Here is a 24,353-nt window from a genome sequence, read left to right on the forward strand (position 1 = left end):
TGAACGCCCGGGACCAGCCCCACGAAGCACTTAGTTCAGCAGTCTCCTAGGCCGGCCGTCCACGCCAACCTTGGAGGGCGTCGTTGCTGGTCAGGCGCCGGATTCGTTACTAGGCTCGGACAAATGGGTGACCTGAGCGCAAACTACGAAATCCGGCGCTTTGCCGCCGTGTCCAAAGGCAAGGACGGGTACGCGGAGGCCGAAACGTGGGCCCGGGCCGTAGGCTTCGGCTTCCACGAAGCCACCCGCACTCCCGACCACGTGGAGCGGTCCCTTGCCACCTATGAAGCGGACGGCCGGATCTTCACCGGCGCCTACCAGACGGGTCCGGTAGCGCCGTCCTCCCTGCCCGCCGACGTGCCGGTGGCCACGTTCGGCACCATGCGCAAAAGCCTCAACATCGGCTTCGGCCGGATGCTCGAGGCGCAGCTGGTCACCGCGGTAACAGTCCGCACGTCGCACCGCAGGCGCGGCCTGCTCCGCCGGATGATGACCGAAGACCTGCAGCTGGCCAAGGACGACGGTATCGCCGTGGCAGCGCTGACCGCGTCCGAAGGCACCATCTACGGGCGCTTCGGCTATGGCGTGGCCAGCCTCGAACGCTCCATCAAGGTGGACACCACGGCCCGCTTCAGCCTCCGGCACCAGGCCACGGGAAGCGTCGAGGTCGCTGACCCCAAAGTGCTGCTCGAGGTGGCCCCCGCCGTCTTCGCACGCGTGCACCGCCACACACCCGGCTCCATCGACCGGCAGGAATGGTACCGGCAGCTGGCATCGGGATCCCTGGGCCGCGACGGCAAGGAGGATCCGGCCATCAAGGTGGCGCTGCACTACGGACCGGACGGCGTGATCGACGGTTATGTCTCCTACAAGTTCCTCGGCTGGGACACCGAGCCCTACACCGTGGAAGTGGTGGACCTGGTGGCCGCCACGGACCACGCGTACCTGGAGCTCTGGCAGTACCTGGCCGCGATCGACCTCGTGGAGCGCGTTTCCTGGAATGAGGCGCCGGTGGATGACCCGCTGGGGTGGGCGTTGTCGGACGCGCGCTGCATCGACGCCTCGGACAGCCGGGACATGCTGTGGCTGCGGATCCTCGACGTTCCCGCGGCGCTGGCCGCCCGGCACTACCCGGCCGACGGGCGGCTGGTCCTCACGGTCCGGGACCCGCTCGGCCTGGCGGCGGGAACGTTCGGCCTGGACGTCGACGGCGGCCGGCCCGCCGTCGAACGCCTCGCTGACGGAACCGCCGCAGACCTGGAGCTGGACGTTTCCGCGCTGTCCTCCATTTACGTGGGCGGCGTCTGTCCCGTCACGCTGCAGGCAGCCGGCGCCATCACGGAAGCAGGGCTGGGGGCTGCCCTGAAAGCCCGCCAGGTGTTCGCCGTGGAGCGGGCCACGCACTGCCTCACCCATTTCTAGGGGAACGGCCCGCCGCCGCTTTTGACCCGTGTTGCCGGTGGCGACTAGAATAAGCGGGCGTGTACCACGTGCACGCCGCTGCAGTACAAAACAATCCACAAAATCAGGATGACCCGGGGAATCCGTCGGATTCGCCGAGAGTCGCGCCTGCGTTCCATGACGCGGGCGCGCCGGTTTGCCTGACCGACTAACTATCCACAACGGAGCCCCTACTACATGACCATCACCTCCACCGAGAAGCCCGGTACCCCCGTAGTCGCCATTAACGACATCGGTACCGCTGAGGACTTCCTCGCAGCAGTCGACGCGACCATCAAGTACTTCAACGACGGAGACCTCGTCGAAGGTACCGTCGTCAAGGTCGACCGCGATGAAGTCCTGCTCGACATCGGTTACAAGACCGAAGGTGTCATCCCCTCCCGCGAGCTTTCCATCAAGCACGACGTTGACCCCGGAGACGTCGTCTCCGTCGGCGATCAGGTCGAAGCCCTGGTGCTCACCAAGGAAGACAAAGAAGGCCGCCTGATCCTCTCCAAGAAGCGCGCTCAGTACGAGCGTGCCTGGGGCGACATCGAGAAGGTCAAGGAAGAAGACGGTGTCGTCACCGGTACCGTCATCGAGGTCGTCAAGGGTGGTCTTATCCTCGACATCGGCCTGCGCGGCTTCCTGCCCGCATCCCTGGTCGAGATGCGCCGCGTGCGCGACCTGGCTCCGTACATCGGCCAGCAGATCGAAGCCAAGATCATCGAACTGGACAAGAACCGCAACAACGTGGTCCTGTCCCGCCGTGCATGGCTCGAGCAGACCCAGTCCGAGGTCCGCTCCACCTTCCTCAACAAGCTGGAAAAGGGCCAGGTCCGTCCCGGTGTCGTTTCCTCCATCGTCAACTTCGGTGCCTTCGTGGACCTGGGCGGCGTAGACGGCCTGGTGCACGTTTCCGAGCTGTCCTGGAAGCACATCGACCACCCGTCCGAGGTTGTCGAGGTTGGCCAGGAAGTCACCGTCGAGGTCCTCGAAGTGGACCTGGACCGCGAGCGTGTCTCCCTGTCCCTCAAGGCTACGCAGGAAGACCCGTGGCAGACCTTCGCCCGCACCCACGCCCTCGGCCAGGTTGTTCCGGGTAAGGTCACCAAGCTCGTTCCGTTCGGTGCGTTCGTCCGCGTCGAAGACGGCATCGAAGGCCTGGTCCACATCTCCGAGCTCGCCGTGCGCCACGTCGAACTGGCCGAGCAGGTTGTGTCCGTTGGCGACGAACTGTTCGTCAAGGTCATCGACATCGACCTCGAACGCCGCCGCATCTCGCTGTCCCTCAAGCAGGCCAACGAGGGCGTCGACGCCGACAGCACCGAATTCGATCCCGCACTGTACGGCATGGCCGCAGAGTACGACGAAGAGGGCAACTACAAGTACCCCGAGGGCTTCGACCCCGAGTCCAACGAATGGCTCGAGGGCTACGAAGCACAGCGCGCCGCATGGGAGCAGCAGTACGCTGACGCCCAGGCCCGTTGGGAAGCACACAAGAAGCAGGTTGCCCAGCACGCTGCCGACGACGCTGCCGCAGCAACGTCCGGTGACGGCGACTCCGGCGCCACCAGCTACTCCTCCGAGCCTGCTGCCACCGATTCCGGTGCCGGCACCCTGGCTTCGGACGAGGCTCTTGCTGCCCTGCGCGAGAAGCTGACCGGCAACTAATTGCCGCCGGCCCGGGTAACCGGGCCACAAAAGACCCCCTGCCACACCGGCAGGGGGTCTTTTGCCTATAAAGCGGTACGACTAAAGGTCGACGACGGCGAGGACTGTTCCGTCGTCGTCGTGCGTCAGTGCCGCCCCGGCCGCCGCGAGCAGCCGCTGGGCGCTGAGGTTTCCGGCCAGGGTCCGGGTCGTGACGCGCCGCAGGCCCGCCCGCCGGGCTTCGGCCAGGACCAGGTGCAGTGCGGCGCCGCCGATGCCGCGGGAGCGGAAGCTCCTGCCAAGCCAGATGCCGGTCTCTGCTGATCGGACGTCCGCCGCTTCCCGCTTGAGCCGCACGGACCCGGCCACGTCGCCGTTGCTGAAGACGGCCCATGATTTCTCCGCGGCCGGGCCGTCCAATCCCTCGGCCGCGGCCCGGTGGTAGCTGAAGAACCATGCGGTCCGCTCCAGGTTCCAGCCCGGGCCGCCCAGTGGGGGCGCCACCTCATCCGGGGAGGCGTCGCGCCTTGCCAGGTCAAGCAACCGCTCCGCCATGGCGTAGTCAACGTCCGCCAGGGACACCTCAGGAGAAGGGCTCATCAATCCATTCCGTTCCTTCGGGAGTGAGTTCGGCGCCGCCGGCGGTGAGGACCTGGACCTGTTCCGCGGCAGCCGCCATGGCGCCGGCCTCGTCGGCGACGGCGACCCGCAGGACCGTTCCCCGGGCACCGTAGGTTGTGGTGGCCATGGTGAAACCGGCCGCCCTCAAATCGTTTTCCAGCCGTCCCGCGCCGGCGTGCGGCACCTCCACGGCGCAGACGCGGAGCCTGCTGCGGCGCACCAGCGGCGCCAGCGACAGCGCGGCGGACACGGACTCGGAATACGCCCGCACCAGGCCGCCGGCGCCCAGCAGGACGCCGCCAAAGTAGCGCACGACGACGGCGGCCACGTCGCTGAGGTCGGCCACCCCGGGCATCGTTTCCCGTTTGGCGAGGGCCTCCAGCATGGGGATTCCGGCGGTCCCTGAGGGTTCGCCGTCGTCACTGGAGCGCTGGATGTGACGGTCCGGGCCGATGATGAACGCCGAGCAGTGGTGCCGGGCGTCGTGGAACTCCCGGCGGAGCCCCGCCACCAGGTCCCGCGCGTCGTCCTCGGTGGCAGCGCGGCGCAGCACGGTAATGAACCTGGAGCGCTTGATCTCGAGTTCGTGCCGGAAATCCGGACCGGACGCCAGTGTGGTGTAGGCCGTGGCCCTGCTCTCCTGTTCATGCACCCGGCCCAGTCTAGTAGCGGAGCCGGTGCGGGGCGGTGGGTAGGGTGGGTGCATGCTGAAGATCGGGTTGACGGGCGGCATTGCGTCCGGGAAGTCAGTGGTGGCCGCGCGGCTGCGGGAACACGGCGCGGTCCTGGTGGACGCCGATGCGCTGGCCCGCGAAGTGGTGGAGCCCGGCACGGAAGGCCTGGAACGTATCGTTGCGGAGTTCGGGCCCGGCATGCTCGACGGCGGCGGGCGGCTTGACCGGGCAAGGCTCGGCGAGGCGGTGTTCGGGCACCCGGAACGCCTCACGGTGCTGAACGCGATCGTCCACCCGCTGGTGCGGGCACGGGCTGCGGCCATCACGGCGGCGGCACCCGACGGCGCCGTGGTGGTCCAGGACATCCCCCTCCTGGTGGAGACAGGCCAGGGCGCCGTCTTCCACCTGGTGGTCGTGGTGGACGCCCCGGACGATGTGCGGGTGCAGCGCATGCAGGAACTGCGAGGCATGACAGCCGAGGCGGCCCGGTCGCGGATGGCCGCCCAGGCCCCGCGCGACGTGCGGCTGGCCGCCGCCGACGTCGTCCTGGACAACTCCGGCACTGTGCAGCACCTGCTGGACCAGGTGGACCGGCTCTGGGACGGCCGGCTGGTGCCGTTCGCCCGCAACCTGGCCGCCGGCGCGCGCGCTCCACGGGACGGGGGTCCGGTCCTGGAGCCGCACCGGCAGGACTGGGCGCAGCAGGCGGCCAGGATCGCGGCCCGGCTGGTGGCGGCCGCACCGGACCTGATCCTCGGCGTGGACCATATCGGGTCCACGGCGGTACCGGGCCTGGCCTCGAAGGACGTCATCGACCTGCAGGTGGCGGTGCAGGACCTTGAGGCAGCGGAGAAACTGGCGCCGCTCCTCGCCGCTGCCGGCTTTCCGGCGGTCCGGGGGGTGGAATCGGACACCCCGAAACCCGGCGCGCCCGGTCCCTCCCTGTGGCTGAAGCGGTTCCACGCCAACGCCGATCCGTGCCGTGCCGTCAACGTGCACGTCCGGGCCGCAGGCTCAGCCGGCTGGCGCTACGCCCTCATGTTCCGTGACTGGCTGCGCGACGATCCCTCCGCGGTGCGTCTGTACGAAGCCCACAAATCCGACCTCGCCGGACGCTTCGCGGACCAAGGCACCACCAGGGGCTATGCCGAGGCGAAGGAACCCTGGTTCACGGACGTCGCCTGGCCGCGGATGACCGGCTGGGCCGAGGCAACCGGGTGGGTCCCGCCGTCGTACGCGTCCTGAAACCAGCGGGCCGCCCCTGTGGCTGTTCGCCTGTAACGGACGCGGCCACCCAGTGTCAGTGCGCGGCGGTAAATTAGTTTCATGAGCCTTGCGCAGGAGATCAACCGTGTTGTAGCGCCCTTCGAAGTCATCAGTGAGTTCAAACCCGCGGGAGACCAGCCGGCCGCCATCGCGGAACTGACGGAGCGCATCAACAACGGCGAGAAGGACGTGGTGCTGCTCGGTGCCACCGGTACCGGAAAGAGCGCCACCACCGCGTGGCTCATCGAGCAGGTGCAGCGCCCCACCCTGGTGATGGTCCAGAACAAGACCCTTGCGGCCCAGCTGGCCAATGAGTTCCGCGAATTGCTGCCCAACAACGCGGTGGAGTATTTCGTTTCCTATTACGACTACTACCAGCCCGAAGCCTATGTGGCGCAGACGGATACTTTCATCGAGAAGGATTCGTCCATCAATGAGGAAGTTGAACGGCTCCGCCACTCCGCCACCAACGCGCTGCTGACCCGCCGCGACGTGATCGTGGTGGCCACCGTGTCCTGCATCTATGGCCTGGGAACCCCGGAGGAATACATCTCCGGCATGGTCACCCTGCGGCGGGGCGCCGAGATGAACCGGGACGACCTCCTGCGCAAATTTGTGTCCATGCAGTACGCCCGCAACGACGTCGACTTCCACCGGGGCACGTTCCGCGTCCGCGGCGACACCGTGGAAATCATTCCGATGTACGAGGAACTGGCCATCCGGATCGAGTTCTTCGGCGACGAAATCGAGAACATCCACACCCTGCATCCCCTCACTGGCGAGGTCATCCGCGACGAGGAGGAAATGTACGTCTTCCCCGCATCCCACTACGTGGCCGGGCCGGAGCGGATGGCGCGGGCCATCAAGCGGATCGAGGATGAACTGGCAGACCGGCTGAACGTGCTGGAAAGCCAGAACAAGCTCGTCGAAGCCCAACGGCTGCGGATGCGCACCACCTATGATCTCGAGATGATGCAGCAGATGGGGTTCTGCAACGGCATCGAGAACTACTCCGCGCACATTGACGGGCGCGGGCCTGGAACCGCTCCCCACTGCCTCCTGGACTACTTCCCGGACGATTTCCTGTTGGTGGTGGACGAGTCCCACGTGACCATTCCGCAGATCGGCGCCATGTACGAAGGCGACATGTCCCGCAAACGGAACCTGGTGGACTTCGGCTTCCGGTTGCCGTCGGCCATGGACAACCGGCCGCTGAAATGGGACGAGTTCCTCGAGCGGGTAGGCCAGACCGTCTACCTCTCGGCCACCCCCGGCAAGTACGAGCTCGGCAAGGCGGACGGATTCGTCCAGCAGATCATCCGTCCCACCGGCCTGGTGGATCCCGAGGTAGTGGTCAAGCCGACAAAGGGCCAGATCGACGACCTCCTCGGCGAGATCAAGACCCGGGTGGAGAAGGACGAACGCGTCCTGGTGACCACGCTGACCAAGCGCATGGCGGAAGACCTCACAGACTACCTGCTGGGCCACGGCGTCAAGGTGGAATACCTGCACTCGGACGTCGATACCCTGCGCCGCGTGGAACTGCTGCGCGAGCTGCGGCTGGGTTCCTTCGACGTCCTGGTGGGCATCAACCTCCTCCGTGAGGGACTTGACCTTCCCGAAGTGTCCCTGGTCAGCATCCTCGATGCGGACAAGGAAGGCTTCCTGCGCTCCTCCACCTCGCTGATCCAGACCATCGGACGTGCCGCCCGCAACGTCTCCGGCCAGGTGCACATGTACGCGGACCGGATCACCGAGTCCATGGCCAACGCCATTGACGAGACCAACCGGCGCCGCGCCATCCAGGTGGCGTACAACAAGGAACATGGCGTCGATCCCCAACCGCTGCGGAAGAAGATCGCCGACATCACGGACCAGTTGGCCAAGGAAGACGCCGATACCGAGGCGCTGCTGGGCAGCTTCGATTACGGCAAGGGCAAGCGCGGCATCACGGGGGCAACAAAGCCCGGGGCGAAGAAGGGCGCGGCGCACGTCCGTTCCGACGGGCTGGCAGCCGCGCCGGCCGAGGACCTGGTGGGACTGATCGAACAGCTCACCGAACAAATGCACGGGGCGGCGGCCGAGCTTCAGTTCGAGGTGGCGGCGCGCATCCGCGACGAAGTCGGCGAACTGAAGAAGGAACTGCGCCAGATGCAGGCGGCGGGCCACGCCTAGGTGACAGCACACCCCTGGGCGCGGAGCGGCCGGCGCCTGGGGTACAGTTAATGGCACGTAGGGGAGTATCCCGAGCGCTACGATCGTCAACACGCAGGGCACAGTTGCCCGGCCGGGCGTAGCGGGTCCGCCACATCAGCACCAAGTGCACAGGCGGGCCGGAGAGACTTACACCGCTTCTGTGTACCCTGCGAAAGGCTGCTCTGTGCTCGATTTACCCGTATGGTTTGAGGTCGGCTCGTTTGTCGTCCTGGGCCTGATCCTCCTGACCGACCTCCTCCTCGTGGTCCGCCGCCCGCACGAACCCTCCATGAAGGAAGCAGGCCTGTGGGTGGCGTTCTACGTTTCCCTGGCCCTCGTGTTCGCCGGCGCCATGTTCGCCTTCACCGGCCCCGAGTTCGGCGGCCAGTTCGTGGCAGGCTGGGTCACCGAATACAGCCTCAGCATCGACAACCTGTTCGTGTTCATCATCATCATGGCCAGGTTCTCCGTGCCGCGGAAATACCAGCAGGAAGTACTGATGGTGGGCATCATCATCGCGCTGGTCCTGCGCGGCATCTTCATCCTGCTCGGCGCCATGGTCATTGAACAGTTCAGCTGGGTGTTCTACATCTTCGGTGCCTTCCTGCTGTGGACTGCCTGGAAGCAGGCCCAGGACGAGGGCGAGGAGGAAGAGGACCGCGAGAACCCGCTGATCGCCAGGATCCGCAAGGTCATCCCCATGTCGGAGAAGTTCGACGGCGGAAAGCTGCGCACCAGCGTGAACGGCAAGAAGGTTTTCACCCCCATGGTGATCGTCTTCATCACCATCGGCCTCACCGACCTGCTCTTCGCCGTGGACTCGATCCCCGCGATCTTCGGCCTGACCCAGAGCCCGTTCATCGTCTTCACCGCCAACCTGTTCGCCCTCATGGGCCTTCGCCAGCTGTACTTCCTGCTGGGTGGACTGATGAACCGCCTCATCTACCTGAAGCACGCACTGTCGTTCATCCTCGCGTTCATCGGCGTCAAGCTCGTCCTGCACGCCATGCACGTCAACGAACTACCGTTCATCAACGGCGGCAAGCACATCGAATGGGCCCCCGAGATCCCCACCTTCGTGTCCCTGGCAGTCATCGTCGGCACCATCATCATCGCCGTGATCGCCAGCCTGGTCAGCTCCAAGGCCCAGGCCGCGAAGATCGATCCCCGGCTTGAGGAAGACGCCCGGAAGAGCCACAGCGAAGTCGAATAACGTCGTCGGCGCCTTTTTCCAACCAGAGTGATCCCGGCCGCCCGCGCGGCCGGGATCTCCTGGTTAAACCCCCTTCTGGTGGTGAACGGAGGGGACTAGGCTCGGACCATGGCCCGCACACTTGCGAAGGATCAGGGCGTGCGCCAGGTGCAGCGGCGTACCGTGGTGCTCCTGGGCGCGGCCCAGGTGCTGGGCGGGATCGGCACGGGGGCCACCGTCTCCATCGGGTCCATCCTTGCCGTGGAGCTGTCGGGCTCGACGGCGTGGGCGGGTGCCGTCGCCACGGTGATGACGCTCGGGGCTGCCGCCGCCGCGTTGCCGCTGGCCGCACTTGCCGACCGGCGCGGCCGCCGGACCGGCCAGGTGGCCGGGCTCGCCGCCGCCCTCGCCGGGGCCGTGCTCATGGTCCTCGCCGTGGTCTCCGGATTTTTCATCCTGCTGCTCCTGGGCGCCGCGGGCATCGGCATCGGCACCGCCGCCAGCCTGCAGGCGCGCTTTGCCGCCGTCGACCTCGCTGCACCTGAGCACCGCGGCCGTGCGCTCTCCGCCGTCGTCTGGGCGATGACGGTCGGGGCCGTGGCGGGACCCAACCTCATCCAGCCCGGTGCCGCCGTCGGTACAGCCCTGGGACTGCCCCCGGTGGCCGGTCCCTTCGTGATCGCCGCGGCCGGACTTGTGCTGGCCACAGTGCTCCTTTTTGCAGGACTCCGCCCGGACCCGCTCCTGCTGGCGCGTGAACTCGCGGCCAGGGACGCCTCGCCGGACGGCCGGGAGGCAGGCACAGGACTTTCCCCGCAGCCGGCCCCGAAACCCGGCCCGGAACCGCGGACCGCGGGGTCGCTGCTCCGCGGCCTGCACGCCATCGGGGAGTCGCGGGCAGCAGTGCTGGCCGTAACGGCCGTGGTCGCAGCCCATGCCGTCATGGTCGGGGTGATGTCCATGACGCCCCTGCACCTGCAGCACCTGGTGGAAGGCACGGGAGCGTCCCATGCCGGCCACGCCGCCGCGGGCGACGTCCTGGTGATCATCGGGTTCACGATCTCGCTGCATATCGCGGGGATGTTCGCCCTGTCCCCGGCCATGGGCTGGCTGACTGACAAGGCCGGCAGGATCGAGACGATCATGATCGGGTTCGCCCTGCTGGTCACCGCGGCGGCGGTCGCCGGGTTCGGGCAGGGCTCAACACCGGCGGTGGCCGCAGGCCTGGTGCTGCTGGGAATGGGCTGGTCCGCTGCCACCATCTCCGGATCCACCCTGCTCGCCGACAGCGTGGGCCAGGAAGTCCGGGTGGCCGTCCAGGGCGTGTCCGACATGCTGATGGGCGCGGCCGGGGCCGTGGGCGGCGCAGTTTCCGGGCTCGTCCTGGGCTGGATCGGCTACCTGGGCCTGAACCTGCTCGGCGCGGCCATCGGCGCCGCCGTGCTGGCCGCGGCGTTCCTCACCCGCATGTCGCGCCGCCAGTCAGCGGCTGCCTGACCTGGCCATCCCCAGCAGGCGGGAGAAGATCCGCTCACCGTCGTCGGCGATCCCGTCATGGTGGAAATCGGAGGTCTCCCAGACCTGGAGGCCCTGCACCGCCGACGCCGTCTCCAGCGAAAGGCCGCGGTCAACGTAAATGTCATCCGAGTAGACCGCCGCGGCCACCGGAACCCGGTTCACGGCCAGCCGCTCCGGGTCATACAGCGGCGTCCAGTCGTCCTTCGCAGCCAGCAGTTCCGCCGTTTCGCGCAGCGGCCGCAGTGCAGGGTCCTGCTCGAAATACCACGGGTAGACCATTTCCCCGGTGAGCAGCACCGGATCGGCGTCCGGCCGGAACTGCGGAAATTCCTGCAGCACGCGCCAGGCGGACCAGTCCGTGGCGGGACCCTGGCCATAAATGGATTCATGCATCAGCGCGTACAGCGGGTTGGAACGCCGTGAAACCACGCCCTGCACCTGCTCCAGGAAGGAGTCCGAGAGCCGCGGGCCGGCCGCGGTCTCCACGAAGGCATCTTCCAGCAGGTAGTGGAGGCTGTCCACCCGGGTGTTGCCGCCCAGGAAGGCCCCCACCATCTGGAACCGCTCCACGGTCAGGGGTGAGCCGTCCGGCAGGACCTCGGCGGTGGACCGCAAGTGTGCCGCGATCCGTTCAACGGTTTTCCGGTCCTCGGGATACCAGCCGAAATATTCGGCGTTCCGGGCGGCCACGCGCTGGAAGGTGGCCCGGTACACCCGGTCGGCGCTGCCGGTGAGCGGTGCCAGGCCGCCGGTGATCAGCGCTTCCCGGATGCCCTCGGGCGCGAAGGAAAGGTAGGTCAGCGCGCAGAAGCCCCCGTAGCTCTGGCCGTAGACGGTCCAGGGCGGGGACCCGAGCGCCGCACGGATCAGTTCGGCGTCGGCGACGATCGAGTCCGCCCGGAAATGCTCCAGGTAGGCGGCCTGTTCGGCCGGGGTTCCCCGGCGCGGGAGGGTGTGGCGGTCAAGCGGCGTGGACAGGCCGGTGCCGCGCTGGTCAAGCATCAGGATGCGGAAGTCCTGCGCCGCGGCCTTGCTCCAGCCGCCCAGGGAACCCCACCGGTTGCCCCGGCCACCCGGGCCGCCCTGCAGGTACAGGAGCCAGGGCAGCCGCGCCGCTGCGTCCTCGCTGTGGTTCGCGGACACGTACTCGCGCGCGAACACGGTGATGGTTTCTGCGGCGCCGTCCCGGGGAGCCGAATGGTCCAGCGGGACCGTGAAGAAGTGTTCCACCGTCCGCATGCCGCGGAACTCGTGCCGGGCCCTGACCTCGTGCCCCGCCGCGGCGGGGGCGGGCAATGCGGCCCTAGCCACGGGCAGCTGCGCGCAGGGGACCGCCGAACTGTGCCAGGGCTTCGCCGGTCAGCCGGAAGGTTGACCACCCATCCATGGGGCGGGCGCCGAGGCGGCGGTAGAAGTTGATGGACGGCTCGTTCCAGTCCAGGACACTCCACTCCACGCGCGCGTAGCCGTTGGCCACGGCGATTCCTGCGAGGTGCTGCAGCAGCGCCTTTCCGTGCCCCTCGCCGCGGGCCTCCGGGCTAACGTAAAGGTCCTCCAGGTAGATGCCATGCACGCCCTCCCAGGTGGAGTAGTTCAGGAACCACAACGCGAAGCCCTGCACGTCGCCCGCGCTGTTTTCGGCCATGGCCGCGAACACACGGGGGTTGTCGCCGAACAGCGCCTGTTCGAGCATGTCCGGGGTATTCCGGACGGCGTCGGGTTCCTTTTCGTAGCGGGCCAGCTCGTGGATCATCCGGAGGATGGCGGGAACGTCCTGCCGGGTTGCGGGGCGGATTACACTCATTGTCCGAGCTTACCGCCGGCCCGCGTCAGAGCCGGTTTACCTCCGTCACCCGCACCACGGCGGTTCCTGTGGCGTCCGATTCGGCCAGGTCCACCTCCGCCGAAATGCCCCAGTCGTGGTTTCCCGCCGGGTCGTCGAAGATCTGCCGGACCTTCCACGTGCCGCGTTCCTCGGTGATGATGAGCAGCCCCGGGCCGCGGGCGTCCGGTCCCGTCCCGATGTCGTCATGCTCGTCGAAGTAGTCGTCCAGCGCATCTTCCCACCGGTCGGCATCCCAGCCCGAGCCGCCGTCGAGCGCGCCCAAAGCGGCGGCGTCCTCGTCCGCGAACAGCTCCACGCGGCGGAACATCTCGTTGCGCACCATCACCCGGAACGCGCGGATGTTCGACGTGAGCGACGGCGGGGGAGGCGGGGGCGCGTCGTGGGGGGTGGGCGCCGCGCCGGACGCCAGTTCCTCCCACTCGTCCAGGAGGCTGGAATCCACCTGGCGCACCAGTTCCCCGAGCCAGGCCGTGAGGTCCGCGAGGTCTTCCCGCAGCATGTCCTGCGGTACGGTCTGCCGCAGCGCCTTGAAGGCGTCCGCGAGGTACCGCAGCACGATCCCTTCCGAGCGCGCCAGGCTGTAGAACTGGACGAACTCGCCAAAGTTCATGGCCCGTTCGTACATGTCGCGGACCACCGACTTGGGCGCCAGCTCGAAGTCGCCCACCCACGGGGCCGCCTTCCGGTATACCTCGAACGCCTCACCCAGTATCTCCGCGAGCGGCTGCGGATAAGTGACCTCCTCCAGCATGGCCATCCGCTGGTCGTAGTCGATCCCGTCGGCTTTCATCGCCGCCACGGCTTCGCCGCGCGCCTTCTTCTGCTGGGCGGAGAGGATTTGCCGCGGTTTCTCGAGCGTCGCCTCAATGACGGACACCACGTCCAGGGCGTACGACGGCGACTCCGGGTCCAGGAGCTCCAGTGCGGCAAGTGCGAAGGGGGAGAGCGGCTGGTTCAGGGCGAAGTTCGGCTGCAGGTGGACAGTCAGCCGGACAGTGCGGCCGTCGGCCCCCTGCTCGGCGGCCGGGATCCGTTCAATGACTTCGGCGGCCAGCAGTTCCCGGTAGATGCCCAGTGCTTTCTTCATCAGCCGCAGCTGGGAAGGACGCGGCTCGTGGTTTTCCGTCAGCAGCCGGCGGGTGGCGGCGAACGGGTCGCCCGGGCGCTCCATCAGGTTCATCAGCATCGCGTGGGTCACGGTGAAGCTGGAGGTCAGCGGGTCCGGCACCGATTCCACCAGCCGCTTGAAGGTCGGCTCGCCCCAGGACACGAAACCTTCCGGCGGCTTCTTCTTGACCACCTGGCGCAGTTTCTTCTGGTCGTCGCCGAACTTGGCGGTGGCCTTGGCCATCGCCTTGACGTTCTCGATCACGTGCTCGGGCGCCTGCACCACCACCGTCCCGGCGGTGTCGTAGCCGGCCCGCCCGGCCCGGCCCGCGATCTGGTGGAACTCCCTGGAGTTCAGCAGCCGGGTGCGGACGCCGTCGTACTTGCTCAACGCGGTGAGCAGCACCGTCCGGATGGGCACGTTGATGCCCACGCCCAGCGTGTCCGTGCCGCAAATGACCTTCAGCAGCCCCGCCTGCGCCAACTGCTCCACGAGCCGGCGGTACTTGGGCAGCATGCCGGCGTGGTGGACACCGATGCCGTGGCGCACCAGCCGGTTGAGTGTCTTGCCGAAGCCGGCGGCGAACCGGAAGTTCGCGATCAGCTCGGCAATCTTGTCCTTCTCCTCCCGGGTGCACATGTTGATGCTCATCAGGTTCTGCGCCCGGTCGATCGCTTCGATCTGGCTGAAGTGCACCACGTAGACGGGAACCTGCCGCGTGGACAACAGCTCCTCCAGCGTCTCGTGCACCGGAGTCTGGTGGTAGTAGTAATGCAGCGGGATGGGCCGCTCGGCGGAACTGACCGTGGTGGTGGGGCGGCCGGTGAGCGAGGTGAGCCCCTCTTCGAACCGCGTCACGTCGCCCAGGGTGGCGGACATCAGCAGGAACTGCGCCTGCGGAAGCTCCAGCAGCGGAACCTGCCACGCCCAGCCGCGCTGCGGATCGGAGTAGAAGTGGAACTCGTCCATGATGACCGCGCCAAGCTCCGCCGCGGCCCCTTCACGCAGGGCGGTGTTCGCCAGGATCTCGGCGGTGCAGCAGATGATGGGGGCGTCCTGGTTGACGCCGGAATCACCCGTGATCATGCCGACGTTCTCCGCGCCGAAGATGTCGCACAGGGCGAAGAATTTTTCGGAGACCAGGGCCTTGATCGGGGCGGTGTAGTAGCTGCGCTGGCCCCGGGCCATGGCCTGGAAGTGCGCGGCGATGGCCACCAGCGATTTGCCCGACCCGGTGGGGGTGGCAAGGATGACGTTCGCGCCCGTTGCCAGTTCCATGATGGCCTCGTCCTGGGCCGGATACAGGGTGAGTCCCCGGCTTTCCGTCCACTCCAGGAACCGGGTGTAGAGGTCGTCAGGGTCGACGGCGGCGGCAAGGCTCCGGGCGGGCAGATCAGTCAGCTGGTCAACGAGTTTCATTGGTTTCCAGCTTAGTGCCCCGGTGCCGGGCGTTCCTGCCCGGCCGGGTTAGGCTACGGCAGTACATCAAATCGCGCCGGAGTGTGGAGAAGCAGATGGAATGGGACCCAGCCAAGTACGTCCAGTTCGGCGACTACCGGGACCGGCCCTTCTTCGACCTCACGGCACGGATCCGCGCCGAGCAGCCTGCCCGGGTGGTCGACCTGGGCTGCGGGCCGGGTAACCTGACGGCCACGCTCGCCGCGCGCTGGCCCGGCGCCCAGGTGGTGGGCCTGGATTCCTCGGCCGACATGCTGGCGAAGGCGGCGCAGCTGGCGGCAGCAGTCCCGTCCCTGCGTTTTGAGCAGGGGGATATTGCCGGCTGGATGCCCGCGCCGGGGACGGAGGTTGTGGTCAGCAACGCCGCCCTGCAGTGGGTTCCCGGCCACCAGGAACTGATCCGGGTGTGGCTGGAAGCACTCAGGCCGGGCGCCTGGTTCGCGATGCAGGTCCCCGGAAACTTCAACGCCCCCTCGCACGCCCTCATGCGGCAGCTGGCCGCCTCGCAGCGGTGGGCCGCCAAACTGGAAGGAGTGCTGCGCGGCGGCGAATCGGTGGGGGAGCCCGCCGACTACCTCGGCATCCTGCTGGACGCCGGCTGCACGGCGGATGCGTGGGAAACCAGCTACCAGCAGCTCCTGCCAGGCGCGGACCCCGTGCTGGAGTGGGTCCGCGGCACCGCGCTGCGTCCCGTGATGGCCGCCCTGACCGCCGTGGAAGCAGCGGTGTTTGAAGCCGAGTACGCGGCCGCCCTGCGGGACGCCTATCCGCCGGGCAACCACGGCACCGTATTTCCCTTCCGCCGCATCTTTGCCGTGGGCCAAAAACAGGGCTGACGGCTCCGCCAAACGGGTTTTCCAACGCAGTCACGGGCCGTGACAGCGGCGGAAAGTAATCTGGCTTACAATGTCGCCAGAGCCTTAGGGTCAAGCCGCCGGTCCTCTCTTGGGCTACCGCGTGTACGGGGGGTATTTTGCTGGTCGGACTCATGACGCGGCTGCTGGAGGGCCAGGGGCCCCGTGTCGGCGCCATCGCGTTCCTGCAGCTTGTCCAGGCGGCGGCGAACCTTCTGCTGCCAACGGTGAACGCGGCCATCATCGACGACGGCATCGTGGCCGGCGATACGGAGGTGATCACCCGCCTCGGCGCGCTCATGGCCGCCATCGCCGCCGTCCAGGCCGCATCCGCCATCGCGGCAGGCTATTTGGGTGCGCTGGTGGCGATGAGGATCGGCCGGCGGCTCAGGGCCGACATCTTCACCAAGGTCCAGTCGCTGTCCTCGCAGGACGTCGCCCTGTTCGGAACGCAAAGCCTCACCACCCGCGCCACCAATGATGCCCAGCAGATCCAGGCGTTCGCCGTGCTGGTCTTCACCATGCTGGTCGCCGGCCCGGCCATGGGGCTGGGCGGGATCATCCTGGCCCTCCAGCAGGACATCGGGCTGTCCGTGGTGGTGATCGTCGTCGTGCCGCTCCTCCTGCTCATCATGTACCTGATCGTCCGCAGGCTGATTCCGCTGTACCGGGAAGGACAGGACCTGCTCGACCGGGCGGGCGGAATCCTCCGCGAGCAGATCATCGGTGCCGACGTCATCCGCGCCTTTGTCCGCCAGGACCATGAAGTGCGCCGCTTCGCGCAGGCCAACGCCGGGCTGACCGCCAACAACCTGCAGTCCGCACTGCTGGTGGCTGGCATGCTCCCCATGATCATGCTGGTGGTCAACCTCAGTTCCGTCGCCATCGTCTGGTTCGGGGGACACCGCATCCAGGCAGGCCAGATGAACCTGGGGGCGCTGACGGCCTTTATCGCCTACATCATGCAGATCCTGCTGGCGATCATGATGGCCATGTACGTCCTCATGACCGCGCCCCGCGCCGCCGTCTGCGCCGAACGCATCCAGGCGGTCCTGGACACCGAACCCTCGGTCCGCGACACCGCGCCCCGGCCAACCACCATGCCGGACGGTCCAGTCCCGCAAGCCTTGGCCCTCGAATTCCACGGCGTTGGCTTTGCCTATCCCGGAGCCGAGGCTCCTGTCCTCGCGGACATCAGCTTCACGGCAGCACCGGGCACCACCACGGCGATCGTGGGTGCCACCGGCAGCGGCAAGAGCACGCTGCTGAACCTGATCCCGCGGTTCCTCGACCCCACGCAGGGGAGCATCACCCTCGCCGGGCACGACATCCGGAACCTCCCGCTGGACCAGCTTCGGGAAGCCATGGCCATCGTGCCCCAGCATTCCCATCTCTTCACCGGAACCATCGCGGAAAACCTCCGGCTGGCCGCGCCCGAGGCATCGGACGAGGAGCTGTGGGCCGTGCTGGAGGCGGCGCAGACCATACGGTTCATGCGGGACCTGCCCCTCGGCCTTGAGACCCCGGTGGGGCAGGGCGGTGCCAGCCTCTCCGGCGGCCAGCGCCAGCGGCTGTGCATGGCGCGCGCCCTGCTGCGCGACGCGCCCCTCTACCTCTTTGACGACAGCTTTTCCGCCCTCGACTACGACACCGACACCAGGCTGAGGTACGCGCTGGAGCAGCGCATCGGCACCGCCACGGTCATCATCGTGGCCGAGCGCATTTCCGCCGTCGAGACGGCGGACCTCATCCTGGTGCTCGACGACGGCCGGCTGGTTGCGCAGGGAACGCACCAGGACCTGCTGGGCACCTCCGCCACCTACCGGGAAATTGCCGAATCCCAGCTTGTGCTGGACGGCCCCCTGTGACGGCGCCGGAGGCAGCCGGGGCAGAGGCGCCGGGCAGGTTCTGGCCCACCGCGCGCCGGCTCCTGGGGCTCCTGCGTCCGTTCAGGGTCCAGATGCTCGGCGCCGTCGGAGCCACCTGCGCCTTCGCGGGACTTAACGTCGCCGCCCCGAAGTACCTGGGCGACGCCACCGACATCGTGGTGGACGGCGTCTTCCAGGGCGCCCTGGACCAGCGGCTGGGAACGCTGCTGGCCGCGGTGGCCATGATGTACATCTTCGCGTCCCTGTTCAACTGGGTGCAGGGCGCGCTGACGGCCCGGGCCGTGCAGGGACTCATGTATGGCCTCCGGGCCTCCGTGGAGGACAAACTCCACCGGCTCCCCTCGACCTACTTCCGGGAACGCTCCCGGGGCGACGTGCTCAGCCGCGCCACCAACGATGTCGACAACATCGCCCAGGCCCTGAATCAACTACTCACCCAGTTGATCGTGTCGGTCCTGATGTTGTGCGGCTCCCTCGCCATGATGCTCTGGATCTCACCGGTCCTCGCCGCCATCGCCCTCGCCATCGTCCCGGTGTCCACATGGATCACCGTCCTGGTGGCACGCCGGTCCGCAGTGCATTTCACGAGGCAGTGGAAGGAGACAGGCGAACTCAACGCGCACGTGGAGGAATTCATCAGCGGCCACGAAGTGATCAAGGCATTTGGCCGCCAGGCGCAGGCCGCGGAGATCTTCAGCCAAAGCAACCGGCGCCTGGCCCGCGCGGCCGGCACCGCCCAGTACTCGGCCGGGATGGTCCAGCCGCTGATGGTGCTGATGTCCAACCTGAACTACATCGCGGTGGCCGTGGTCGGAGCACTCCAGGTGACCACGGGAGCCATGACCATCGGCGGCGTCCAGGCCTTCATCCAGTTCAGCCGGCTGTTCACCCAGCCCGTGGGGCAAATCGGCGGACTCCTCAATGTCATGCAGTCCTGTGCCGCCTCCGCGGCCAGGGTGTTCGCCCTGCTGGACGCCCAGGAGGACCCGCCCGAGCCGCAGCAAACCCCTGGAGACGCCGTGGCCGGAACCATCGCCTTCGAGGACGTCACGTTCGGCTATCCGGGCGCGGTGCCGGCCGTCCGCAACCTCTCTTTCAGTGTGGAACCGGGCCAGGCCGTGGCGATCGTGGGCCACACCGGGGCCGGAAAAAGCACAGTGGTGAACCTGCTCATGCGTTTCCTGGAGCCCGGATCGGGGCGGATCACCATCGGAGGCACGGACATCGCAGGGCTGCCCCGCGACGTGCTGCGGGGCCAGTTCGGCGTGGTCCTGCAGGATGCGTGGCTGTTTGCCGGCACCATCAGGGACAACATTGCCTATGGGCTGCCGGAAGCGGACGGGCAGGCCATCGTGGCCGCCGCGGAAGCGAGCCACGCCGACCGCTTCATCCGGTCGCTGCCCCACGGGTATGACACGGTGCTGGAAAACGGGGGCGAACCCCTCAGCCAGGGCCAGCGGCAGCTTCTCACCATCGCCCGGGCGCAGCTGGCCAACCGGACCGTGCTGATCCTGGACGAGGCCACCAGCTCCGTGGATTCCAGGACCGAGCTGCTGATCCGCCAGGCGATGCGCCGGCTCCGGGAAGGCCGCACCAGCTTCATGATCGCCCACCGTTTGTCCACCGTCAGGAACGCTGATCTAATTCTCGTCATGGACCATGGACGCATCGTGGAGCAGGGAACGCATGACACCCTCCTGGCCGCCAACAGCTACTACGCGAGGCTCTACAACGCGCAGTTCTCGGACCGCCCCGGCAAGGCCGGCGTCCTGGAGGCCGGCCTGTGAACCCGGCCGCTGACTTCCCAGGCGGCTGGCGCCCCAACCCCGCCAGCAGCGTGGCCCTGTTCGAGCAACTGCGGCTCCAGGTCATCCACCTCGCCGACAACGGGGCGCTGCCGCCGGGCACCAGGCTTCCTGCCGTGCGGGCCCTCGCCGGGCAACTCGACGTGGCCCCGCACACGGTTGCCCGGGCGTACAAGGAACTCGAAGCGGCAGGCGTCGTGGCAACCCGGGGCCGGAACGGGACGGTCGTCTCCGCCCGGGACGAGAGGCTGGGCGGCCTGTCGGACGCCGCCGCCGCCTATGCCGCCGTCGCAAAATCGCAGGGTGCCACCTTCGCGGAAGCGGTGAAGCTGCTGGCTGCCGCCTACGATGTTCCCTGAGGGCGGAACCGTCCGTGTTCGAAAAAGTTTTCGATTAGCATTATGGGGTGCCTAAAGCCGTAGCTGAAGAAACTTCCGCCCCCGCCGCTTCCTTCACCGTCCCGCCTGCTGCCGCACCGCAGCGGCCGGATCTGTCCCGCCTGGTAGTAAAAGGGGCGCGGGAGCACAACCTGCGCAACGTGGACCTGGACCTGCCGCGCGACGCCATGATCGTGTTCACCGGCCTGTCCGGGTCCGGAAAGTCGTCGCTGGCGTTCGATACCATCTTCGCCGAAGGCCAGCGCCGGTACGTCGAATCGCTGTCGGCCTACGCCCGCCAGTTCCTGGGCCAAGTGGACAAGCCGGACGTCGACTTCATCGAAGGCCTCTCGCCGGCGGTCTCCATCGACCAGAAGTCCACCAGCAAGAACCCGCGGTCCACCGTGGGCACCATCACCGAGATCTACGACTACATGCGCCTGCTGTGGGCGCGCGTGGGCCGGCCGCACTGCCCGGTCTGCGGCGAGCCGGTCTCCAAGCAGACCCCGCAGCAGATCGTCGACCAGTTGCTCGAGCTCGACGAGGGCACCCGGTTCCAGGTCCTGGCACCGGTTGTGCGCGGACGCAAGGGCGAGTTCGTGGACCTCTTCAAGGAACTCAGCGCCAAGGGGTACTCCCGGGCACGGGTCGACGGCGAACTGGTCCAGCTGAGCGATCCGCCCAAGCTCGGAAAGCAGTACAAGCACACCATTGAGGTGGTGGTGGACCGTCTGGTGGTCAAGGAAGGCATCAGCCAGCGGCTCACCGACTCCATTGAGACGGCCCTCGGCCTGGCAGAGGGCAGGGTGCTCGCCGAATTCGTGGACCTGGACGCGGACGCACCGGAACGGATCCGGGCCTTCTCGGAAAACCTGGCCTGCCCCAACGAACACCCCCTGGCGATCGACGAGATCGAGCCACGGTCCTTCTCCTTCAACAACCCGTTCGGCGCCTGCGCGGCCTGCAGCGGTATCGGCACCAGGCTTGAAGTGGACGAGGAACTCATCGTCCCGAACCCGGAATTGTCGCTGTCCGAAGGCGCCATCGCCCCGTGGTCCATGGGCACTGCCACCACCGAGTACTGGAACCGGCTGCTCGAGGGCCTCGCCAAGGAAGTCGGCTTCTCCATGTCCACCCCGTGGGAGAAGCTGGGCAAGGATGTCCGCCAGACCATCCTGCACGGCAAGGACCACAAGGTGGTGGTGCAGTACCGCAACCGGTTCGGCCGCGAACGCAAGTACAGCACCGGCTTCGAGGGCGCCATCCAGTACGTCCACCGCAAGCACGGCGAGACTGATTCCGACTGGGCCCGCGACCGCTACGAGGAGTACATGCGGCAGGTTCCCTGCCCCGCCTGCAACGGCGCCCGCCTCAACCCCGCGTCACTGTCGGTCCTCATTAACGGCAAGTCCATCGCCGAGGTCGCGGCGCTGCCCATGCGCGCCTGCGCCGAATTCCTGAACAACCTGGTCCTGACCGGCCGCGAAGCCCAGATCGCCCACCAGGTGCTCAAGGAGATCCAGGCAAGGCTGACCTTCCTCCTCGACGTCGGCCTGGAATACCTGAACCTGGAGCGCCCGTCGGCCACCCTGTCCGGCGGCGAGGCCCAGCGCATCCGGCTGGCCACGCAGATCGGGTCCGGCCTCGTGGGCGTGCTTTACGTCCTCGACGAGCCGTCCATCGGCCTGCACCAGCGTGACAACCGCCGGCTGATCGAAACCCTCACCCGGCTGCGCGACATGGGCAACACGCTCATCGTGGTGGAGCACGACGAGGACACAATCCACGTGGCGGACTGGGTGGTTGACATCGGGCCGGGCGCCGGCGAGCACGGCGGCCAGGTGGTCCACTCCGGTCCCTACAAGGAGCTGCTGGAAAACAGGAACTCCCTGACCGGCGACTACCTGTCCGGGCGCAAGGCCATTGAGTTGCCGAAGAAACGCCGCAAGTACGACAAGAAGCGCGAGATCAAGGTGGTTGGCGCTCGGGAGAACAACCTCCTGAACGTCGACGCCGCCTTCCCGCTCGGGCTCTTCACCGCCGTCACCGGCGTCAGTGGTTCCGGCAAGTCAACCCTGGTCAACGAGATCCTGTACAAGGTCCTGGCCAACAAGCTCAACGGCGCCAAGCAGGTGGCGGGCCGGCACAAGACCGTGCAGGGACTCGAACACCTGGACAAGGTGGTCCATGTGGACCAGAGTCCCATCGGGCGGACGCCGCGTTCCAACCCGGCCACCTATACCGGTGTCTTCGACAACATCCGCAAGCTCTTCGCCGAGACCACCGAGGCCAAGGTCCGCGGCTACCTTCCCGGCCGGTTCTCCTTCAACGTCAAGGGGGGCCGCTGCGAGGCGTGCTCCGGCGACGGAACGCTGAAGATCGAGATGAACTTTCTCCCGGACGTGTACGTGCCGTGCGAAGTCTGCCACGGGGCCCGCTACAACCGGGAAACCCTCGAGGTGCACTACAAGGGCAAGACCATCGCGGACGTCCTGAACATGCCTATCGAGGAAGGGGCGGAGTTCTTCGCGGCGTTCTCCCCGATCGCCCGGCACCTGAAGACGCTGGTGGATGTGGGCCTGGGCTACGTTCGGCTCGGCCAGCCTGCCACCACCCTCTCGGGCGGCGAGGCCCAGCGCGTCAAGCTTGCCGCGGAACTGCAGAAGCGGTCCAACGGCCGCAGCATCTACGTCCTTGATGAGCCCACCACGGGACTGCACTTCGAGGACATCCGCAAACTGCTCATGGTCCTGCAGGGGCTGGTGGACAAGGGCAACACCGTGATCACCATCGAGCACAACCTGGATGTCATCAAGAGCGCGGACTGGATCGTGGACCTTGGCCCGGACGGCGGCTCCGGCGGCGGGCAGATCGTTGCGGCCGGCACGCCGGAGCAGGTTGCCGCCTCGGACGTGAGCCACACAGGGAAGTTCCTCGCCGAAATCCTGCGCTGACCAGCACCGGAACCCCGCTGGAAATATTCCTCTCGGGGAATGCGAGTTTCAGGCACCGGGCGTGTCATGAGAAACTAGCCCGGTGACTTCAACAACAGTGCCCGTGATCTTTGACCTGGACGGCACTCTTGTCGATCCGGCCGGTGGAATTACAGACGGTATTGCGGCGGCCCTGCGGGAACTCGGCCTTCCGGTGCCCGGGCAGGAACTGCTCGAATCGATGATCGGTCCCAAGCTGAGCGACTCGCTGCTCAACGTGGCCAAGGTCCCGGCGGACCGCCTCGCAGAGGTGGTCCGCCTGTACCGGGAGTACTACGTGGCCACCGGCATCGGGCAGAGCAGGCTGTACCCGGGCATCCGGGAGATCCTTGAGGCGTTTTCGGCGGCGGGGCGCCCTGTTGCGGTCGCCACCCAGAAGCCCCAGCGGCTGGCCCGCACCGTCCTGGCGCACCACGGCATTGACGGGTTCTTCCACGGCATCCACGGTTCGGCGGATGACGAAACGGCCGTGGAAGGCGTTCCCCTGGGCAAGACCCAGATCATCGCGGCGGCGCTCCGCCACCTGGACACCCAGCACGCCATCATGGTGGGCGACCGTGCCCAGGATGTCTCGGGTGCCATCGCCAACGGGCTCGACTGCGTCGGTGTCGTGTGGGGCTTCGCCCCCGACGGTGAGCTGGAGGACGCCGGCTCGTTCGCCGTCGTCAGTGACACCGCGGAACTGCTGACGGTGATCGACCGGCTCCAGGCCATCCACTTCGCGGCCATGAGCGGGGTGAGCAACGATGGAAATGTTTGATGTCGTCCGGTGGACCACCCGCAACCTGATCGCGGGCAGCTGCCGGCCCACCGTCGTCGGCCTGGAGAACGTGCCGTCCGACGGGCCCTTCATCGTCGCTCCCAACCATCTTTCCTTCTTCGACAGCGTCATCGTGCAGGCCCTGATGCCGCGCCCCGTGGCGTTCTTCGCGAAGGCTGAATACTTCACCACCGGCGGCGTCAAAGGCAAAGTCATGAAGGCCTTCTTCGAATCCGTGGGGTCCATTCCCGTGGAACGCGGCGAACAGGCGGCCAGCGTCCAGGCACTCAAGACGCTGCTGGACATCCTCGAGTCCGGCCGCGGAATCGGCATCTACCCCGAGGGCACCCGTTCGCGGGACGGCGTCCTGTACCGCGGCCGGACCGGCGTGGGCTGGCTGGCCCTCACCACCGGCGCCCCGGTGATACCGGTGGGGCTGATCGGCACCGAGAAGCTCCAGCGCGCCGGTGAAAAAGGGGTCAGGCCGCAGCACTTCACCATGAAGGTGGGTGAACCGCTGTATTTCGACAAGACTGGCCCGGACCACTCCCTGCCCGCGCGCCGCGAGGTCACGGACCGGATCATGGACGCGATCGCTGCGCTCAGCGGCCAGGAGCGCTCCGGCAGCTACAACCAGAGCAAGTCCGTCGACTGACCCGGCCGCAGTACCCGGCCCGTGCAAACACACTGCGCGCGCCTCAGT

Annotated in this window: 18 protein-coding genes; 13 read left to right on the forward strand and 5 right to left on the reverse strand. The window is 67.4% G+C overall.

What is annotated here, in order from left to right:
- The first annotated feature begins 123 nt into the window (after positions 1-123).
- Both ACYSM9_RS18860 and rpsA read left to right on the forward strand, forming a co-directional pair.
- Positions 124-1,422, forward strand: coding sequence for a GNAT family N-acetyltransferase (locus tag ACYSM9_RS18860; RefSeq protein WP_461858489.1), 1,299 nt, complete (start codon positions 124-126; stop codon positions 1,420-1,422).
- Between the two features lie 216 nt (positions 1,423-1,638).
- Positions 1,639-3,114: a 30S ribosomal protein S1 gene (gene rpsA / locus ACYSM9_RS18865; protein ID WP_331321572.1), complete on the forward strand. Its 1,476-nt coding sequence runs from the start codon at positions 1,639-1,641 to the stop codon at positions 3,112-3,114.
- An 81-nt stretch (positions 3,115-3,195) separates the two neighbouring features.
- Here the strand turns inward: rpsA and ACYSM9_RS18870 are convergent, their stop codons facing one another.
- Complete coding sequence (locus ACYSM9_RS18870; RefSeq protein WP_461858490.1) at positions 3,196-3,693, reverse strand: GNAT family N-acetyltransferase; 498 nt, start codon at positions 3,691-3,693, stop codon at positions 3,196-3,198.
- Positions 3,677-4,366, reverse strand: a complete 690-nt coding sequence (locus tag ACYSM9_RS18875) for an IMPACT family protein (protein WP_461858491.1) — start codon at positions 4,364-4,366, stop codon at positions 3,677-3,679. The genes ACYSM9_RS18870 and ACYSM9_RS18875 overlap by 17 nt, the downstream gene beginning before the upstream one ends.
- 52 nt (positions 4,367-4,418) lie before the next feature.
- Between ACYSM9_RS18875 and coaE the strand changes: the two genes are divergently transcribed.
- The 4 genes from coaE (at position 4,419) to ACYSM9_RS18895 (ending at position 10,539) form a co-directional block, all read left to right on the forward strand.
- Positions 4,419-5,633, forward strand: coding sequence for a dephospho-CoA kinase (gene coaE / locus ACYSM9_RS18880; RefSeq protein ID WP_461858492.1), 1,215 nt, complete (start codon positions 4,419-4,421; stop codon positions 5,631-5,633).
- Between the two features lie 81 nt (positions 5,634-5,714).
- Positions 5,715-7,829, forward strand: coding sequence for an excinuclease ABC subunit UvrB (gene uvrB, locus ACYSM9_RS18885; RefSeq protein WP_461858493.1), 2,115 nt, complete (start codon positions 5,715-5,717; stop codon positions 7,827-7,829).
- A 205-nt stretch (positions 7,830-8,034) separates the two neighbouring features.
- The gene (locus tag ACYSM9_RS18890; protein WP_461858494.1) at positions 8,035-9,063 is read left to right on the forward strand and encodes a TerC family protein; all 1,029 of its coding nucleotides are present in this window, start codon (positions 8,035-8,037) and stop codon (positions 9,061-9,063) included.
- A 108-nt stretch (positions 9,064-9,171) separates the two neighbouring features.
- The gene (locus ACYSM9_RS18895; RefSeq protein WP_461858495.1) at positions 9,172-10,539 is read left to right on the forward strand and encodes an MFS transporter; all 1,368 of its coding nucleotides are present in this window, start codon (positions 9,172-9,174) and stop codon (positions 10,537-10,539) included.
- Here ACYSM9_RS18895 and ACYSM9_RS18900 read toward each other — a convergent pair.
- From ACYSM9_RS18900 to ACYSM9_RS18910, 3 genes are all read right to left on the reverse strand, one after another.
- Positions 10,525-11,799: an alpha/beta fold hydrolase gene (locus ACYSM9_RS18900; RefSeq protein WP_461858514.1), complete on the reverse strand. Its 1,275-nt coding sequence runs from the start codon at positions 11,797-11,799 to the stop codon at positions 10,525-10,527. The two genes, ACYSM9_RS18895 and ACYSM9_RS18900, sit on opposite strands and share 15 nt — an antisense overlap.
- A gap of 64 nt (positions 11,800-11,863) precedes the next feature.
- The gene (locus tag ACYSM9_RS18905) at positions 11,864-12,364 is read right to left on the reverse strand and encodes a GNAT family N-acetyltransferase (RefSeq protein ID WP_461858496.1); all 501 of its coding nucleotides are present in this window, start codon (positions 12,362-12,364) and stop codon (positions 11,864-11,866) included.
- A 25-nt stretch (positions 12,365-12,389) separates the two neighbouring features.
- Positions 12,390-14,933 (reverse strand): DEAD/DEAH box helicase, encoded by a 2,544-nt coding sequence (locus ACYSM9_RS18910; RefSeq protein ID WP_461858497.1) that lies wholly within the window; start codon positions 14,931-14,933, stop codon positions 12,390-12,392.
- A 95-nt stretch (positions 14,934-15,028) separates the two neighbouring features.
- Between ACYSM9_RS18910 and ACYSM9_RS18915 the strand changes: the two genes are divergently transcribed.
- From ACYSM9_RS18915 to ACYSM9_RS18945, 7 genes are all read left to right on the forward strand, one after another.
- Positions 15,029-15,808 carry a trans-aconitate 2-methyltransferase gene (locus ACYSM9_RS18915; protein ID WP_461858498.1) on the forward strand — a complete coding sequence of 260 codons (780 nt, stop codon included), beginning with the start codon at positions 15,029-15,031 and terminating at the stop codon, positions 15,806-15,808.
- A 152-nt stretch (positions 15,809-15,960) separates the two neighbouring features.
- The gene (locus tag ACYSM9_RS18920; protein ID WP_461858499.1) at positions 15,961-17,694 is read left to right on the forward strand and encodes an ABC transporter ATP-binding protein; all 1,734 of its coding nucleotides are present in this window, start codon (positions 15,961-15,963) and stop codon (positions 17,692-17,694) included.
- Positions 17,691-19,502 carry an ABC transporter ATP-binding protein gene (locus ACYSM9_RS18925; RefSeq protein ID WP_461858500.1) on the forward strand — a complete coding sequence of 604 codons (1,812 nt, stop codon included), beginning with the start codon at positions 17,691-17,693 and terminating at the stop codon, positions 19,500-19,502. The genes ACYSM9_RS18920 and ACYSM9_RS18925 overlap by 4 nt, the downstream gene beginning before the upstream one ends.
- Positions 19,499-19,879 (forward strand): GntR family transcriptional regulator, encoded by a 381-nt coding sequence (locus tag ACYSM9_RS18930; protein WP_461858501.1) that lies wholly within the window; start codon positions 19,499-19,501, stop codon positions 19,877-19,879. The genes ACYSM9_RS18925 and ACYSM9_RS18930 overlap by 4 nt, the downstream gene beginning before the upstream one ends.
- Before the next feature lie 47 nt (positions 19,880-19,926).
- Entirely contained in the window at positions 19,927-22,851 is a 2,925-nt protein-coding gene (gene uvrA, locus ACYSM9_RS18935; RefSeq protein WP_461858502.1) for an excinuclease ABC subunit UvrA, read from the forward strand.
- Positions 22,852-22,933: 82 nt separating this feature from the next.
- On the forward strand, positions 22,934-23,650 hold the full coding sequence (locus ACYSM9_RS18940) for an HAD hydrolase-like protein (protein WP_461858503.1): 717 nt from the start codon (positions 22,934-22,936) through the stop codon (positions 23,648-23,650).
- Positions 23,637-24,305 (forward strand): lysophospholipid acyltransferase family protein, encoded by a 669-nt coding sequence (locus ACYSM9_RS18945; RefSeq protein WP_461858504.1) that lies wholly within the window; start codon positions 23,637-23,639, stop codon positions 24,303-24,305. Before ACYSM9_RS18940 ends, ACYSM9_RS18945 begins: the two co-directional genes overlap by 14 nt.
- The last annotated feature ends 48 nt before the right edge of the window (positions 24,306-24,353 follow it).

This window comes from Arthrobacter sp. C152, assembly GCF_054890965.1.